At 57.9% G+C, this 17,025-nt stretch carries 14 protein-coding genes; 8 read left to right on the top strand and 6 right to left on the bottom strand.

Going from position 1 to position 17,025, the window contains the following annotated elements:
- Positions 1-451: 451 nt before the first annotated feature.
- The 5 genes from rpsM to HFP54_RS01835 form a co-directional block, all read right to left on the bottom strand.
- Complete coding sequence (rpsM, locus tag HFP54_RS01855; protein WP_145305062.1) at positions 452-823, bottom strand: 30S ribosomal protein S13; 372 nt, start codon at positions 821-823, stop codon at positions 452-454.
- Positions 824-1,072: 249 nt separating this feature from the next.
- Positions 1,073-1,672: a dihydrofolate reductase gene (locus HFP54_RS01850; protein WP_168563855.1), complete on the bottom strand. Its 600-nt coding sequence runs from the start codon at positions 1,670-1,672 to the stop codon at positions 1,073-1,075.
- On the bottom strand, positions 1,672-2,466 hold the full coding sequence (locus tag HFP54_RS01845) for a thymidylate synthase (protein WP_168563854.1): 795 nt from the start codon (positions 2,464-2,466) through the stop codon (positions 1,672-1,674). The genes HFP54_RS01850 and HFP54_RS01845 overlap by 1 nt, the downstream gene beginning before the upstream one ends.
- Positions 2,463-3,143: a class I SAM-dependent methyltransferase gene (locus HFP54_RS01840; RefSeq protein WP_235951183.1), complete on the bottom strand. Its 681-nt coding sequence runs from the start codon at positions 3,141-3,143 to the stop codon at positions 2,463-2,465. Before HFP54_RS01840 ends, HFP54_RS01845 begins: the two co-directional genes overlap by 4 nt.
- 624 nt (positions 3,144-3,767) lie before the next feature.
- Positions 3,768-3,956: a hypothetical protein gene (locus HFP54_RS01835; protein WP_206035955.1), complete on the bottom strand. Its 189-nt coding sequence runs from the start codon at positions 3,954-3,956 to the stop codon at positions 3,768-3,770.
- Between the two features lie 39 nt (positions 3,957-3,995).
- Here HFP54_RS01835 and HFP54_RS01830 point away from each other — a divergent pair, with 39 nt between their 5' ends.
- From HFP54_RS01830 to HFP54_RS01795, 8 genes are all read left to right on the top strand, one after another.
- Complete coding sequence (locus HFP54_RS01830) at positions 3,996-5,666, top strand: GumC family protein (protein WP_168563852.1); 1,671 nt, start codon at positions 3,996-3,998, stop codon at positions 5,664-5,666.
- Between the two features lie 145 nt (positions 5,667-5,811).
- Complete coding sequence (locus HFP54_RS26080; RefSeq protein WP_168563851.1) at positions 5,812-6,936, top strand: sugar transferase; 1,125 nt, start codon at positions 5,812-5,814, stop codon at positions 6,934-6,936.
- A 104-nt stretch (positions 6,937-7,040) separates the two neighbouring features.
- On the top strand, positions 7,041-8,291 hold the full coding sequence (locus HFP54_RS01820) for a glycosyltransferase family 4 protein (protein WP_315853827.1): 1,251 nt from the start codon (positions 7,041-7,043) through the stop codon (positions 8,289-8,291).
- A complete protein-coding gene (locus HFP54_RS01815; protein WP_168563849.1) occupies positions 8,288-9,319 on the top strand; it encodes a polysaccharide deacetylase family protein in 1,032 nt (343 codons plus the stop codon). Before HFP54_RS01820 ends, HFP54_RS01815 begins: the two co-directional genes overlap by 4 nt.
- Entirely contained in the window at positions 9,316-10,122 is an 807-nt protein-coding gene (locus tag HFP54_RS01810; RefSeq protein ID WP_168563848.1) for a WecB/TagA/CpsF family glycosyltransferase, read from the top strand. The genes HFP54_RS01815 and HFP54_RS01810 overlap by 4 nt, the downstream gene beginning before the upstream one ends.
- A 118-nt stretch (positions 10,123-10,240) precedes the next feature.
- A complete protein-coding gene (locus tag HFP54_RS01805; protein ID WP_146412008.1) occupies positions 10,241-11,287 on the top strand; it encodes a DUF3500 domain-containing protein in 1,047 nt (348 codons plus the stop codon).
- Positions 11,288-11,294: 7 nt separating this feature from the next.
- Positions 11,295-11,711, top strand: coding sequence for a hypothetical protein (locus tag HFP54_RS01800; protein ID WP_146412006.1), 417 nt, complete (start codon positions 11,295-11,297; stop codon positions 11,709-11,711).
- A gap of 177 nt (positions 11,712-11,888) precedes the next feature.
- Positions 11,889-14,978 carry a M28 family peptidase gene (locus HFP54_RS01795; protein WP_168563847.1) on the top strand — a complete coding sequence of 1,030 codons (3,090 nt, stop codon included), beginning with the start codon at positions 11,889-11,891 and terminating at the stop codon, positions 14,976-14,978.
- Between the two features lie 43 nt (positions 14,979-15,021).
- On the opposite strand, the gene HFP54_RS01790 is transcribed toward HFP54_RS01795, so the two are convergent.
- Positions 15,022-17,004: an SHD1 domain-containing protein gene (locus HFP54_RS01790; RefSeq protein ID WP_168563846.1), complete on the bottom strand. Its 1,983-nt coding sequence runs from the start codon at positions 17,002-17,004 to the stop codon at positions 15,022-15,024.
- Between the last annotated feature and the right edge of the window lie 21 nt (positions 17,005-17,025).

Below are 17,025 nucleotides of genomic sequence, written 5' to 3'. Positions count from 1 at the left end.
TGGACCAAACCGCCAATCAACTGACGGCCGGTGACGCAAGACTCGCTTCGATTCGATTTCTTATTTGTTTGCTTGTTCGTGTGCTTGCTCGCCGAGTCGACTGTAAACCGTTCACTCGACCGGCCAATCCGTCCATCGCCAAGGGCTCAATTGCCCTGAACCGACGACAACTTCCATGGCAATCGCCGCACAAATTCCGGTCGGCATACAAATGGTCGGCTGGCCGGAAATGGCTGCTCCGTCATTGGCCTCATCGCCGAAGCCCTGACGGAGAAATCGGCAAACCCGCCTGTCGCAACCTAATCGGAATTGGACGCCCCCCCAGGGCACCCGACACGCTGCGTTTCGGGCCATTGTTCGCCAAGTTGCCGCTGATTCATCACAATCGACGGTACGAAAGGGGGCGGAACGCCGTCCCTTTGAACACCAGCGACCGACAATCCAGGGACAATTACCGAAGGTCCTTGACGCCCTTCTTTCCGGCGACCGTTTTACGCGGCCCCTTACGGGTTCGAGCGTTGGTCTTCGTTCGTTGGCCACGCACCGGCAGACTCAGTCGGTGACGCATGCCACGGTAACTCTTGATCTCTCGCAAGCGTCCGATGTTCTGGGCGACCTGACGACGCAACGGTCCTTCGACCACGTAGTCACGTTCCAACAACGCCGAAATACGGCTCAGCTGCTCGTCATCCAGATCACTGGCGGGAAGCGTCGGATCAATGCCCAGCTTTTCGCAGACCTCACGTGCGGAATTGAATCCGACGCCGTAAAGGTACGTCAGCGAGTACTGGATTTGCTTATCGTTCGGGATGTCAACGCCCATCAAACGGGGCATAACACGGCTCCTGGGTTGACCTTACGTGGGGGGACGGCGTGAGGCGACGAATCGGCACTTCGCGGGAAATGGGGCATCCGTCCATCGGAACCCGACATTCCCGTCCGCCAAGAATCCAGCTTTATAGCGGCTGGTCCCATTTTTGCTCAATGGGGACGAGTCCTCAAAATTCCAGGAATTTTCCCGATGGCTTCTTTAACCCCTCCGATTTTGGCCATCCCCCGGCTTTCGGCCCCGCTAGCGGCGGACCAAGCGATGAAATTCGGTGGGCATCTGATCATCGACGCTGGCAGGATACCGGACGGTTTCCACCGCACGCCACTGCGATCGGTCCACCGACAGATGAACGTCCCCGCTGATTCTTGAAAGTACGGTGGTCAACCACAATTCATCGCACTCGGGCAGCAAAGCCTGGTAGATCGTCGCGCCCCCGACCACAAAAACGGGACGGCGTCGTGAATCATCCTCCAGTCCTGGACCGCCTTTGGAATCACCGGGCGCGACCAGCTGATCCGCCTGCCGCAACGCTTCGCTGGGCCCCGGAGCGACCGCCACCCCAGGGGCCGACCAATCTGGCTGGGCGGTGATCACGACGGTCTGGCGACCGGGCAAGGGACGCCCGATTGAATCGAACGTCTTACGTCCCATGACCAAAACCCCACCCATCGTCGTGCGTTTGAACCGTTGAAGGTCACGGCGAAGCCGCCACGGCAGGTCGCCGCCGGATCCGATCACCCCGTCGGGCGTTGCCGCCACCACGGCGATCCGGCGCCGGACCGCGTCGCCCGCTTCCCTTGCATCGCCTGACCGGACATCGGCTGCTTCGTTCGCCCCCATCAAACCGCCACCGGGGCCTTGATGTGCGGATGGGGGTCATAATCGCTCAGGCAGAAATCTTCGAATTGAAACTCGTCGATCGACGCCGGATGCGATTTCAATTCCATGCGAGGCCGTGGGCGCGGCTGACGTTCCAATTGCAAACGCGCCTGATCGAAGTGATTTTGATACAGATGCAGATCGCCGAAGGTGTGCACAAACTCTCCCGGCTGTAACCCGGTCACGCGAGCCATCATCAACAACAGCAAGCTGTAGCTTGCGATGTTAAACGGAACGCCCAGAAACAAGTCCGCACTACGCTGATACAGCTGACACGAAAGGCGATCCGCCTCCACATAGAATTGGAACAGCAAGTGACAAGGCGGTAGCGCCATTTGCGACACCTCCCCAACGTTCCAAGCCGAAACGATCAGCCGACGGGAATACGGATTGTTGCGAATCTCGTTTTGGACCCAAGCGATCTGGTCAACGGTCTGCCCGTCAGCCGCCGGCCAACATCGCCACTGATGACCATACACCGGGCCCAAATCACCGTTTTCGTCGGCCCATTCGTCCCAGATCGAAACGCCGTGTTCGTTCAACCACCGCGTGTTGGTGTCGCCCCGCAGGAACCAGAGGAGTTCGTAGATAATTGACCTGAGATGCAGCTTCTTGGTCGTCAATAACGGAAACCCGTCAGCCAAATCGAAGCGAACCTGACGTCCGAACACGCCGCGGGTGCCCACCCCCGTACGGTCCGTTCGATCGTTCCCATTGTCCAAGACGTCACGAAGCAAATCCAAGTATTCTTTCATGCCGTCCCGCGCCAATCCAAAGTCCAGTGTCGGTCGCTGGTCATTTTCACTGACGCGGCGTCCATCCCCAAATCGTCGACGATTGCCCGGACTTCTTCAAGCGTCAATGCCGCGTGCAGCGACTGGCGGTACAACTGCTGGGCCGACGGCGGTTCACCGTCCGCGTGGGCACGAATCAACGCTTCCACAGTCGCCTCGTCCTCGGGACGGTACAAGTCACGCACGAACACACGGCCAGCATCGCCAGCCAATCGCTTTGCCGCCGCCAATAACAACTGCGGCTCGGCCAAATGATGCGCCACCGTGTTTGAAACCGCGGTGTGAACCAGACCGTCTTCGAGACAGGCCAGGTCTTTGATGTCGGCATGCTGCAAGGTGACGCGATCGATGACGCCTTCAATTTCGAGTTCGCGTTTGGCGATGTCCAACATGTCCACATCGCTATCAATTCCCATGACCTCCACATCCACGCCCAGCTTGTCGGCATTGCGACAAATCAAGATTGGAATTTCGCCCGGGCCACAGCCCAAGTCGATCACTCGGGGCCCGACCGGACCGCCGCTGAACAGATCGTCGACGAATTGCTGATTGACGGCGGTATGGTCCATCGCATGATAAAGATTCGCATCTTCGGCCGACTCACCGATCTCCGGCTCCAAAACCCGTTGCAGTGCCAAAACTGTCCTCGCTTCTCTTGAAACCCGGTTCTGCCGAAAAGCCGGTCGACACGACAAGACGACCGAAACCCTTCACGGTGACACCGGGCGCCGGTTTCTATCACCTTTCGTCTTTCCTTGCCGCCAGACGGCCAAACACCAGACTCAATTTCTGAACGGTTCCGAACTTTGCCCCGCCGAAGGGCGACTGGGCTGGCAGACTTCCCGCTGGGGATCGATCACCCCCAAATGCGTGGACATTTCGGGACGTGGCCCAGAACCTGGCCCGGGGACCGCACAGTTCGGCAACATCGGCATCCCTGGCCGACACGAAAACTGCGGCCTGCCGCCCTGTTCACCTCCAACGGACCACATCGGCCGATGGCTAATGGACCAGATGGGACCAGAAAAGGCAGTGTAGGGCAGGGATTCGGCAACGCCCGAAAATTTCGGATGGGATTCGTTACAAACCATCCCCTCGCAACTACAAAATAGCTGTACATCGCTTTTTTCAAATGGAACGATCACGATGACTTGGTAATCTGGGCAACGAGTTTTCCGGGTTTTTTGTCGCAGTTTTGTTTGCCAACACGAAAAACGTCGTCATTTCTGCGGACCACCGCAGTCCCCCTGGATTCCGGCTGTTCATCGTCGCATGGTGAATCCGCGACGCCCCCGGCCGTCGGGATTCCAGGTGGGCGGCAACGGTCCATCGGGGAAAACACCGCGTTTGTCCTTGGCCGACTCGATTAGCAAAGCGAAACGTTCGACCGTGACGGCGACGATCGCCACAGCAACGACGATCCCGTGAAATTCGCAGGGCATGGTGGCCATCTTTTCCCCGTTTCCCCCAAAATCCCGTCGTAAGTGAACGTGAATCGCCGCCAAAACAACTCCTGGGCGTCATTGAGCGTGGCCGACCTGATCGGCTCGGTCCGCCGCCACTTGATTTCAGTCATCCTGGTCGCCACGGTCGTCACCGCCGCCGTGGTCGCCATGCTGTTGGCCTGGCCCAACCAATACCGCAGTGACGGGCTGATGTATGTGCGTCTGGGCCGCATGGCTTTGAACGTTGACCCCACGGCCAACCCGTCGGCGGGCGTGTCGCTTCAAGAAAGCCGAACTTCAGAAGTCGTCAGCATTGCCGAGATGCTGGGCAGCCGTGAAATCGCCGAACGCATCGTCCAGCAGCTTGGGGCGGACACCCTGCTGCAGCCTCGGACCTGGATCGACCGTTCGATCGCTCGCCTGCGTGGCGCGATGCCCAGCAAAGGCGGCGGAACCTGGGGCGACATGACAGCGGAGCAGTGCCAGGCCCAGGTCGACTTGGAAAACGCCGTTCGAAAGGTTCACGAATCGCTGCAGATCAGCATGCCGCGGGATGCGTACACCGTCAGCGTCGGGGCGAAGTTCAGCGATCCCATTGTCGCCCAACAAATCGCCCAAGCTGCGATGGATCAATACGCCCTCTATCACGTTGAAGCCCACCGGGCGACCGGGTCGTTTGAATTCTTTGAACAACAGGTCCAGAACAGTCGCGAAAAAGCGGCCAAAGCGCAACAGAATCTGCAGGCGGCCAAAAACGAACTGGGATGGCTAAATCCCGACACCGCCGAAAAGACACTCAGCGAACGCTTCGTCAACGTGGAAGTCGCCATGGACGAAACGTCCGGCCAGCTGGCCGAAGCCGAGCGGACGGTGATCGAACTGGCCAAACAGCTGGACACGGTCGACCAGTGGATTCCCGTCGAAAAGACCAGCGGCGTCGCCAGCAAGTCGGCCGACGACATGCGCACGCAACTGTATGACCTGCAGGTCCAGCAGAACGACGAACTGGCCAAAATCATGCCCAGCCATCCGCGGTACCGGATGCTGAAGGAAAAGATGGAAGCCAATTCGAAAATCGTCGACGGCGAAGAAAAGGGTCGCGAGGTCAGCCGCGAAGCCATCAATCCGGTCTTTCAGGATTTGCAAACCGCCCATACCGCCGCGATCGCCAAGGCCGCTGGGCTGAAGGCCAAGCACGCGGCCTTGGAATCCGAATTGACGCAAATCCGCGAGGACGTCGAACGGCTCAACCGCGATTCGGCCCGGCTGAACGAGTTGGCTTGGGAAGCCAAGATCGCCGAGCGGGATTATCTGGAACACACTCGCCGCTATGACGAAGCACGAATCACCCACGACTTGGACCGCGAAAACCTTTCGGACGTTTCGATCGTCCAAGACGCTTCGCTGAACCTGAAAAAATCGTCGCCGTCCCGTGCACTGTTGGCCATCGTCGGTGCATTTCTGGGCCTGTCGCTGGGGCTGCTGCAAGCGTTCCTGCGTGACACAGGCGATGCAACAGGCCGGTCCGTTGATCTTGAGTTTGCGGGGCCAGAATCTCGTATCGATCCGATCCACGGCGACGTGGCGGCACCAAGCTGGACAAATGGGGCAAATCAAATTGATGCGGAGCATGTCGCCCAATCACGCGACTTGGTCACGAGCGGGGCAAGCAACACGAACTCTCATTCCGCTACCGAATCAAACTTGCCTCGATGACAGGAAACCAGCGGAATCGAACGACGGTTTCGCTTCGGATCACCATGACGATGCCCGAGAATATCCAGAATTTCTTGCCAACGGCTGAAGGCCGCGACGGGTCAACTTCGACCGCGTTATTCCCGCAACAGAAGGACGTCCCGAAGTGCTAGGTGCTTTGATTCAGTATTGGTCCGATCGGCGAGTCCGACGCGGACGCAACGGTGAAAGCGTTCTGACGCGACAGCAGTTCAATCACGAATTGACTCGCGAACGAATTCGCGCCACCCGGCGTTCCATCCCGTTCTGCTTGCTGAACGTGGAATTGACGGCCGAAGCCGATCGGTCGAACAACCGCCGGAAATTGATTCGTTTGTTAAACCGCAACCTGCGGATCACCGATCAAATCGGCCAGTTGAACCGCAACCAGTTCGGCGTGCTTTTGGTCGACACGCCGGAAATGGGCGGCCGTGCTTGCTTGGACCGCCTGACCCGCCTGTTCGATGGCGTCCAATTGGATGTCCGACTGTCGTTGCGGGTCCACGACCCCGAAGGCTTCGACAGCGACGACGATTACCCCGGCGATGGCGATCGCCGCGGCGAAACACCGACCACCCGCCAATGGTCTCCGGAAACCGATGCCGGCCCGGTGGAAGTGTCGACGGAATCACCGATGACTTCGGGCAAGACGATTCAATCGGCCCTCAAACGATCCGTCGATGTGATCGGCGCTTCGGTGGGACTCATTATGACCGGGCCGATCATTCTGGGCTCCATGGCGGCGGTCAAGCTGACCAGCCCCGGTCCGGCGATGTTCACGCAAACCCGCGAAGGCTATCGCGGACGGCCTTTTACGATCTACAAATTGCGTACGATGATCGTGGACGCCGAAAGCCAACAGGCGGCGCTTCGCGAACAAAGCCATCGCGACGGACCAGCCTTCAAAATCGAACGGGATCCCCGTGTGACAAGTGTGGGCCACCTGTTTCGTGTCACCTGCATCGACGAACTACCGCAGCTATGGAACGTGCTGAAGGGTGACATGTCGCTGGTCGGACCGCGACCGCTGCCCTGGCATGAAAGCCGTGCCTGCAGCCACTGGCATCGCCGCCGCCTGGACGTCAAACCGGGCATGACCTGTTACTGGCAAGTCGATAAGGAAGCCGCCGAGACGTTTGACGACTGGATGCGGATGGACCTCCGCTACGTCGATCGCACCGGACTGCTGGGTGACCTTCGCCTGATCGCCCAAACCGTCACCGTTCCGATCTTGGGACGAGGTAGTCGGTAGTGGACACGCAAGACGACAGGGATCGCGTCGACGGCGATGCCTCGTCGTCCCGTCACATGGACACCAATCCTTCCATGGACCGGCCATCAACCGTGGATCCCCGGGTGTCAAACACTTTGGGCGATTCAGTCGATCAACCGTTGGATGTGCGGGTCGTCTTCATGACGCACTACATCCCTCTTTATCAAGTGCGTGTGCTGCAAGCGATCGCAGCATCGGTTCGTGAATTTCACGTCTTGCTCAGCACGCCGATCGAACCGAATCGCGACTTTCAATTGGATTGGTCGGGGCTGAACGTCAACGTTCAAAAGAACTTCATGCTCCGGCGACCGTGGAAGCACACCTCCGGTTTCGTTGACGACCTTTACGTGCACTTTCCCACCGACACCCAGGCTCAGCTTCGCCGGCTAAAGCCCGATATCGTGATGTCACTGGAATTGGGCGCCCGCAGCGTCGGCGCCGCGCAGTACTGTCGAAAAAACCCCGATGCAAAGCTGATCCTATGCACCTACATGTCGGAACATTCCGAACAGGGACGCGGATGGATGCGACGGGTACTGCGTCGTCGACTGATCCGTCAAGCCGACGCGGTCACGTACAACGGACCATCGTGCCTTCGCTATCTGCGAGATCGCTTGTTGGTACCAGGGCCGAAACTCTTTCCGTTGCCCTACGCCGCCGACGATCGCGTGTTCGCGGTCGATCCGCCCCACAGGACAGCATCGGATGGCGGGCGTCAGTTGGGCAAGCTGTTGTGCATCGGCCAATTGAGTGACCGAAAGGGCGTCGTCCCGCTGGCGGAACAACTGGTCGCGTACTGCCGCCAGAATCCCAATCGGCACATCGAATTGACGTTTGCCGGCGAAGGCCCCAAGCGTGATGCGCTGGAATCGATGGTCACGCCAGACAATCTGCAGCTCCACCTGATCGGCAACGTCGCGTCGACCGAGCTTCGAAAGACACTGGCAGTTCATGACGCGGTGATCTCGCCGACCCTTGCCGATGAATGGTTGCTGGTGGTCAACGAAGCGTTCCATGCGGGCGTTCCGGTCATCGGCAGCGTTTATGCACAGGCGGTAACCACCTTGGTGCAAGACGACGTCAACGGATGGCGTTTCGATCCCTTGCAGGACGCCAGCATTGCGTCGGCGATGGACCGGTACTTCGACACCGATGACGTGGCCTGGAACGCCATGCGTCAGGCGGCATTCCGATCGGTGCGTGAACGAACGCCGCATTGGGCGGCCTCCGGTGCGATCCGCGCGATCCATGCGTTGAAGGCCGACCCGTGGCGACTGCCAGACCCCGAATTGCGTTCGCGAATGACGGCAAAATTGGCGGTACCCCAACCATGAATCGCCCCGTCGCAAGCCTATCACTGGATCTGGACAACCGCTGGGCCTATCTGCGGGCCGCCGGCCGCGATGATTGGACGAAACGTCCAAGTTATCTGCCCATGGCGGTCGACCGAATCGTCGATGTCCTGGGCGAACTGAGCCTGCCGCTGACGGTCTTCCTTGTCGGTCGTGACTTGACGGACGAGGCGGACTGCGACGCGATTCGGCGGTTCGATTCGATTCAGTGGGAACCGGCCAATCATTCCCTGAATCATTTGCCGTGGATGCACACGATGCCCCCGGATCAGATCGAAGAAGAGATCGCAACTACCGAGCAACGAATCATCAATCTGCTGGGCATCCGACCGTACGGATTTCGCGGCCCCGGTTTCAGCTGTCCTCCCGAAGTTCTGAACGTCTTACAAGAACGGGGTTACCTGTACGACGCGTCATCCTTCCCCACATCGGTCGCACCGATCGCCCGTTGGTTCTTCATGCTGAAAACGGGTTTGAAAGGCCAACAGAAGGACAAAGCCAAACAGCTGTACGGTGGATTCGGGTCGATGCTAAAGCCCAACCGCCCACATCGGTTGCAAAATAGTGCACCCGAGTTTTGGGAGATCCCTGTATCCGTCATGCCGTTGACGCGTCTACCGATCCACATGAGCTATCTGTGTTACCTGGCCAGTTTTTCGGTCACCGCGGCCAAGATGTATTTTTCGTCGGTTGTGCGTTTGGCAACGCTGACCGGAACGTCGATTTCGTTGTTGTTGCACCCACCGGATTTTTTCGGGCATGAAGACGCCGACGACCTGAGCTATTTGCCGGGCATGTCGATGGCACGCGACGACAAAATTCGATTCGTCCGCTGGGCTTTGGAAAGTCTGAAAGGCCGCTTCGAAGTCCGCAGAATGATCGACCAGTTGCACTCACTTGCACCGGAGACGGTTTCGGCGATCACGCAAGCTGACTTAAAACAGCACAAATCCAGCGAGTTTCATTCCCCCGTACCGGACCGCGTTGTGGACGCGGCAACGACACCATGATCGACCTTGGCAAGAAAAGCGTTCTGGGCATCGAAGTCAACGCCATAGATTACGAAGCCGCCGTCGCCCGTGTGATCGAATCCGCCAAACGGCGACAGCCGATGTCGGTGACCGCGTTGGCAGTCCACGGCGTGATGACCGGTGTCCAGGACAAGACCCATCGATATCGACTGAACCGTTTTGATCTTGTCTGCCCCGACGGCCAACCGGTTCGCTGGGCATTGAATTCGCTTCACGGGCTCAGCCTTCCAGATCGTGTCTATGGCCCAGAATTGACTCTGCGTCTGTGTGCGGCAGCGGCCAAGGAAGATGTTTCGGTCTTTCTGTTCGGTGCCACAGAAGAGATGCTGAAGCAGTTCGCAGACAACCTGACCGAAAAATTCGATGGATTACGGATCGCCGGAATCCGCGCCTCACGATTTCGTCAGATTTCACCTGAGGAACGAGACGACTTGGTGAATGAGATTCGCGACAGCGGGGCCCAGATGTGCTTTGTCGGCTTGGGATGCCCACGACAAGAAATCTTCGCTTACGAGATGCGAGATCGCCTGGGCATGCCACTGATCGCGGTCGGTGCGGCGTTCGCCTTTCACGCCGGAATGCTGGACCAGGCACCGCGGTGGATGCAGGACCGTGGCCTGGAATGGTTTTACCGACTGACCAAGGAACCGGGGCGTTTGTGGCGTCGATACGTGTTGCTGAACCCCGCGTATCTGTCACTGTTGGCAATGCAAAAGCTCGGGCTTCGACGTGAAAGTGGGCTGGAAGAATCCAAACCCACCGACGATCTGCTTTTCGGCTGAACCTCAGGATTGGCAAAGCGGTCCCGGGCCAAAGCCCGGCGGGCGGCGAGCGGATTGGCTAAACTTGCACATCGTCAAGTTTCCCCTCCCGCTCATTTCATTACCCCCCGCCACGAGCATGAAACGTTTTCCGCTTGCAATTCTCGCAATGTGTCTGATCGGACTGTCGGTGATGTCCGGCCTAAAGGTCGGCGATCCGCCCGGCGTCCAAATGCATCAGCATGCCAAGGCGTTTCTGTCGACACTGGACAAAGAACAGTCCTCTCAAGCGGTCATCCCCTTCGACGATGAACGCCGAGTCCAATGGCACTTCATCCCGATGAAGACACGCAAGGGTTTGATGCTGGGGGACATGACCGAAGCCCAACGCACCGGCGCCCTGCGTCTATTGCGTGCCGCACTTAGCGAAATCGGCTATCGAAAGGCGGATCAAATCCGAAGCATGGAACAAGTGCTTCATGTCTTGGAAGGCGATGGTGGCAATTGGAAACGCGACCCGATGAAATACTACGTCACGGTGTTCGGCCAGCCCGACGACCAGAAACCGTGGGGCCTGAGCTTCGAAGGCCATCACCTTTCCTTGAACTTCGTGTGCCGTGGGGGCAGGATCGTCGATAGCACGCCACAATTCATGGCATCAAATCCTGCGACCTTGATGAACGAGGTGGACGACCCAAGTGTCACCCTGCACAAAGGGACGCGGATTCTGCGTGACGAAGAACAGTTGGGGTTCGATCTGGTCAATTCGCTCAGCGATGCCCAGAGGTCCGAAGCGATCATCGCTGAAGAAGCTCTCTCGGAAATTCGTTTCGCCGGCGAGGCGCAAGCGGACGTCACCGCCCCCGAAGGCATTCGTTATCAAAAACTTGATGCCGACCAACAACAGATCCTGCAGCGTTTGGTTGACACCTATATCGATGTGGTCCCCGACCCCGTTGCGGTGACACGTCGTGACGCGATTGCCGAAAACGGTTGGAACCAAATCCACTTTGCGTGGGCGGGGGCCACTGAACCGGGCATCGGCCACTACTACCGTGTTCAGGGCAAGAGTTTCCTGATCGAGTTTGTGAACACCCAATCCGACGCGGTTGGCAATCCGGCAAACCACATCCACTGTGTCTGGCGCGATCTGACCGGCGACTTCGACTTGCCGGCATCACAATAGTGGAGACATGCTCCACTTCATTCGACAAATTCGACAGCGATGGGACGACTGGTGCGGCGATCGAGAGATGGAGTTGTCGATCCGCCGACATCTGACCGAGCACGGGTATTTCGGAACCACGGCCAAGCTGCGGTCAGTGCGTTTGATCGCGGTCCAGCGTCCCGGCTGGCAACAGATCTTTCGGTTCGAGGCGACTGCCAGGGTTAATCCGGAATCCGTCCAATTCCGTCAAACGGCCGCCGATGACCCGACGGACGCCGAAGCAATTTATCATGACTTGTTCGGCCTTGTCCGCGAAGACTTGCGTGCCAAAATCAGTGACACCCGTGTGTTTAACGATTCCGGTGAACGTGCCGAACTGTTTCGCCGCTGGAGTGACGGCATGATTCGGCTGCGTGGTGCACACGGTTTGGCCGACGGTTGATCACTGACGCGTCAATCAGGCTGAATGTCTGTTGAAGCTGCGATCAGTCCGTGATCGGTACCTTCGCCCCAACGAATTCGCGAAGCCATGCCGGACGAATCGTCCCAGTTCTGTCGTGCCATGCACGTCGCGAAACACGGACTTTCTAGACACCCATTTTGAATATTCGCTTTCGACATGAAACGACGACTGCACCTTTTTGTCACGTTCGCAACGGCCTTGCTAATCGCGAAAGCGTCGGCTGAGGGACCTGCGTCCGTCGGAAACGATGAAGACGCGCCACTGATGGGCAAAACGCGTCAAATCACTTTTGAAGGCCGTCGTGCGGGGGAAGGCTACTTCAGTCCTGACGCCTCCAAGATGGTGTTCCAAAGCGAACGTGATCCGAAAAACCCTTTCTATCAGATTTACTGGATGGATCTGGGAACGGGGGATATCGAAAGGGTTTCTCCCGGCATTGGAAAAACCACCTGTGCCTGGATCCATCCTGACGGCAAACAAGTCCTGTTCGCCAGCACGCACGACGATCCGGAAGCCCAAGAGAAACAACAGGCCGAATTGGACTTTCGTGCGTCGGGGAAAAGCCGCCGATACTCTTGGGACTATGACCCCAATTTCGAACTGTACATTTGGGACTCAACCAATGGAAAGTACACTCGCCTGACGCATGAACTCGGCTACGACGCCGAAGCAAGCTTCAGCCCCGATGGCAGTCAAATTGTTTTTGCCTCCAACCGATCGGCTTTCCAGAATGAATTGACCGACACACAGCAACAGCGGTTCGAAACCGATCCTTCGGTCATGATGGAGCTGTACATCATGGATGCCGACGGAACGAATGTCCGACGGCTGACCGATGTCCCTGGTTATGACGGCGGTCCCTTCTTTTCGCCCGATGGCCAACGCATCTGCTGGCGACGGTTCGGTGAAGACGGTGCGACGGCCGAGATTTACACCATGCGGACCGACGGCACCGATGTGCAACGCCTAACCGACTTGGGCGTGATGAGCTGGGCACCGTTTTACCACCCCAGCGGTGACTACCTTGTTTTCACGACAAACAAACACGGCTTCGGCAACTTCGAGCTTTACTTGGTGCGTGCCGACGGCAACGGCGACCCTGTGCGTGTCACGGATGCCGACGGTTTTGATGGGCTTCCCGTCTTCTTGCCCGGCGGAGACCGCATCGCCTGGACCAACAATCGTGCGTCAGGCAACCAGTCTCAAATCTTCATGGCGAATTGGAATGATGCGGAAGCACGACGACGCCTGGGACTGACAAAGAACAAAGTTTCTGGCGATGACGAAGCCTTTGAATCCGACGTGGCAACCGCACGGCAAAACATCAACGCCACATCAGGTGAATTTCAACCAGCCGACGCGGGCCGTCACGTCGATTATTTGACGCGTCCGGAACTTGAAGGTCGTTTGACGGGGACCATCGGTGAAAAAAAAGCCACTGCCTACGTCGCAGCCTATCTTCAACACTTGGGTTTCGAACCGGCCGGTGAAGATGGAACGTTTTTCCAGTCCTTCGATTTCCCTGCCGGGTCCGAATTGACGGACGAAAATATAATGTCCGCTAAACAGCAGGACGCCCTGCGTCTGGGCGAAGACTGGACGCCTCTTGGTTTCTCCGGCACCGGGTCTTTCGATGTCGGTGACGTTGTTTTTGCGGGCTACGGCATGACCGTTCCTGGCAGCGACGGTGTGGAGGAATACGACAGCTATGTCCATCTGGATGTGAATGATAAATGGGTGATGATCCTGCGTGACATGCCCCAAAACATCTCGGCGGATCGACGACAGCAATTGGCACGTTACAGCGCACCACAAAGAAAAGCGTCCGTGGCTCGAGACCGTGGCGCCAAAGGCGTGATCTTTGTGGCCGGACCAAACAGCAAGGTGAAACGCGACCTGATTCGCTTTGACTCCAGCGCGTCACAAGCTGGCGTCAGCATCGCCGTGACAAGCATCAGCAACCGTATAGCCGCATCTTGGTTTGATCGCGCCGGTAAAGACTTGAATGCTGCTCAGACGGCACTGGACGACGGATCAATGCAGATGGGTTACGCACTGGAAGGCGTTAAAGTCAGTGCCAAGATCGGCATCAAACGATCCACCGGAACGGGGCGCAATGTCATTGCACGACTGGCGACCGATTCCCCCGACCACGCGGGAGCCCCTGTGGTTGTTTTGGGAGCCCACATCGATCACCTCGGTCGTGGCGGTGCCGGAAACAGCTTGGCCACAGGCGATGATGAAGATCAAATTCACTTTGGGGCCGACGACAATGCCAGCGGCGTTGCGGCCATCTTGGAAATCGCTCAGTACCTCGCCTCGCAAAAACGAAGCGGCAAGCTGGACGCTAAACGTGAGCTGTTGATTGCCGCGTGGAGCGGCGAAGAACTGGGGCTGTTCGGTTCGCAAGCGTTTGTTTCGGCTTATGCCGATCTGTACGAATCACCCGATACACATGATCCACACACGGACCATGCACCCGCACATGCCCCCCACGGCGAACATGCGAAATCGAATACCTCCACGACCGTGGACGTCGCGCATGCCCACGGTGCCCATGCCGACCAGGATTCGCTGCGTGACAGCATCGCGGTCTATCTGAACTTGGATATGGTGGGGCGTTTGCGTGAAAGCCTGATCATTCAGGGCATCGGATCGTCTCCCGGTTTTGAAGCCGAGGTCCAGCGGCGAAACATCCCCGTCGGCTTGACGTTGAAATTGGACCGAACCAGCACACGTCTGCCGACCGACGCATCCGCCTTTGTCACACGAAACGTACCGATTCTTTCGGGCTTTACCGGTGCCCACTCGGACTATCACACGCCGCGTGACGTTGCGAGCAAATTGAACTACGAGGGACTGTCGGATATCGCGCAACTGTTCGGCTTGCTGACGCGTGGATTTTTGGTTTCCGATGCCGCACCGGAATTCCGTTTGGATGAAGGCGAACAAACGAAAGAGGTTCCCAGAGCCCGTTTGACAGCCTATCTGGGCACCATCCCGGACTATGCGTCGGGCGACATCAAAGGAGTCAAGCTCAGTGGCGTCGGAACCGACGGCCCGGCCGACAAAGCGGGCGTCCAAGGTGGCGATATTATTGTCAAACTGGCCGGTCGCACGATCGAAAACTTATACGACTACACCTATGCCATCGAAGCATTGAAGATTGGTGAGACTGTTGAAATGGTCGTTCAGCGAGGCGACGAGGAAATCACGCTACAGATCGTCCCTGGGTCTCGCGACTGATGGCTTCAGTCCGCTTGCCACGCATTAGCTGCATCGTCGCGATTTAGCGACCACGCGGAGGTGCCTGGACAAGACCGGAAACAAAGTCGGTCGCATCGACGAATCCTTCGGCGTCCAAGGTCGACTTCCCCAGGCCATGCTGGAATTCGGGCTGGATGATGTGCGGCGGCAAATCCAGACGTTCGATCATCCGATAGGTCGGCACCGTTTGTCGTTCGATCGCGTCTTTCAGCGTTTCATCCAAACTCACCTTAAAATCATCCGGCACTCGTCCAACATCGGCCACCCGATAGACGACTTCCCCGCCGACTTCCACGTCCACGACCGTGGCGTACGGGCGATACGGCAACTCCTGGTCTTTCAACGGCCCCGAACGAAATCGATGCGTTCGCTCGTCGGTTCGATAGTTTGCGAAACGCACCACGCTGTCAGCGGTGTCCGATAACTTCCATCCCGCTTTGGCAATCGCGGCTTGCATCAATTCAGCGACCTTCGATCGGTTCGTTGGACCCGAAACGCTGATCTCCAAACGCACCGGATCGCCGGGGCCCAGCACCTGGATGTCCGACCAGTCGACCGACGCCTTGGCTTTGGCAACCGTTGCATGGGGAATGGCGTGACGAAAGACAATCAGACCGCCTCGACCGCCGATCACGCCACGAAACAAACCTGACTGAAACGCACGGTTATCGTTGCCACGACCCCCAAGGTCGTATTGCCAAACCTGTCGTCCGAGGTCTGTATCCACCAACCGAGTGCCGCCAACCAACAAATGTGATTCGTCCGTCCAACTGGGATCGCTGTAAAACGTGTCGATCGGTTCGGTCAAACTGAAACTTCGATCGTTGCCCGCATCCGCTAAATCATAGATGTCGATTTCGCGTCCGCCGACCGCAGCCAGTCTTAATCCCGTTGGGTGAAACACCAAATCAATTGGATCCGCATCGTCGCGTTTGATCACGCCCAATTGATTTCCGGTCTTGGATTCAAACAACGCGATCTCGTCACGAATCTGGGCTGCAAAATATCGACCGCCGGGACTTAGTGCTGGTCGATGCCAGCCACTAATCGGCAATCGCCAAATTTCGCGTCGTTCATTCCAGTCGTAGACGCGGACGATGTCACCGACGCGAGCCAAAACAATTTCCGCATCGATGAACTCGACTTGCCGAACCCGCGGCTTGGATTCCATGGACTCAGGTTCTGGATACCAACGCAGCAATTCACTCAGTTGCCCCGAACCGTCCAACCGCAGCATCACCATTTGCCCGGTGGCACCCCAACTGCCCACGTCGGCCCTGCCCAAGATCAAGCCGTGATTCGGGTTCGCGTTGAAAAAGTGAAGTGGTTCTTCCCACCGCGTGGTCGGATTCGCCCGATTGACCTCGTGATCAACCAAGACGGCCTGAGAGAATTTTGTTTTGTCCCACGTGCCCTGTTGGACTCGCAAAAGGGACAACCTTCCCTTTGGGTCCAGCAAGTATGGGATGTTTCCATCGGCAAGTCCGGCGATGGTCGGCAACACCGTCAGGCCGGCCTGTGGTGAAGACATCGAAACCGAGCGTGGGTCTGCTTCGCTCAATTTCGGGCGTGGCATCGGTTGGACCGTCAGCAACCGCCCAGACTGTACGGAAACCGGCTCGTCGCCCGGTTTCCACGCTGTCGCTGTCGCTTCGGCCTCGGGCCCCGGTGAATCACCTTCCATCACACCGCCGGCAAAGATGTCGGAGGCCTCTTGGGCCTGCTGCCATTTGGCGACGTAGTCTTGGTCCGGTTGACTTAGCAGACTAAGCGGTGGCCAAACAACGCGTCCGTCCGGTTTCCGCAACTTGACACGTCCGTCCCTGATTTCTACCAGGATAGCCTTCGTTTCAAAGCGACCGGTTTGATCCCGCCAGACTCGAATTTCCGCTGAATCATCAGCCGAACAGACGCCAAGGCAAGCGAGACAAGCCAGCCAAGCGACCAAGATCACGAATCGCAGTCGGCCCCCACCAGACCGGGGACATTGAATCCAACCAAGCATTCGCCAACACCAACCGAACGA

Origin of the sequence: Crateriforma spongiae, from assembly GCF_012290005.1 — a bacterium.
Lineage (GTDB): Bacteria > Planctomycetota > Planctomycetia > Pirellulales > Pirellulaceae > Crateriforma > Crateriforma spongiae.
This window is presented reverse-complemented; position numbering and strand designations above follow the sequence as displayed.

What these genes read in the sequence shown, in the direction of transcription:
- HFP54_RS01805 (WP_146412008.1), top strand. Translation starts at nt 10,241, where the DNA reads ATGAAACGTTTTCCGCTTGCAATTCTCGCAATGTGTCTGATCGGACTG.
- rpsM (WP_145305062.1), bottom strand. Translation starts at nt 823, where the DNA reads ATGGGCGTTGACATCCCGAACGATAAGCAAATCCAGTACTCGCTGACG.
- HFP54_RS01815 (WP_168563849.1), top strand. Translation starts at nt 8,288, where the DNA reads ATGAATCGCCCCGTCGCAAGCCTATCACTGGATCTGGACAACCGCTGG.
- HFP54_RS01795 (WP_168563847.1), top strand. Translation starts at nt 11,889, where the DNA reads ATGAAACGACGACTGCACCTTTTTGTCACGTTCGCAACGGCCTTGCTA.
- HFP54_RS01790 (WP_168563846.1), bottom strand. Translation starts at nt 17,004, where the DNA reads ATGCTTGGTTGGATTCAATGTCCCCGGTCTGGTGGGGGCCGACTGCGA.
- HFP54_RS01850 (WP_168563855.1), bottom strand. Translation starts at nt 1,672, where the DNA reads ATGGGGGCGAACGAAGCAGCCGATGTCCGGTCAGGCGATGCAAGGGAA.
- HFP54_RS01835 (WP_206035955.1), bottom strand. Translation starts at nt 3,956, where the DNA reads ATGGCCACCATGCCCTGCGAATTTCACGGGATCGTCGTTGCTGTGGCG.
- HFP54_RS01800 (WP_146412006.1), top strand. Translation starts at nt 11,295, where the DNA reads ATGCTCCACTTCATTCGACAAATTCGACAGCGATGGGACGACTGGTGC.
- HFP54_RS01845 (WP_168563854.1), bottom strand. Translation starts at nt 2,466, where the DNA reads ATGAAAGAATACTTGGATTTGCTTCGTGACGTCTTGGACAATGGGAAC.
- HFP54_RS01810 (WP_168563848.1), top strand. Translation starts at nt 9,316, where the DNA reads ATGATCGACCTTGGCAAGAAAAGCGTTCTGGGCATCGAAGTCAACGCC.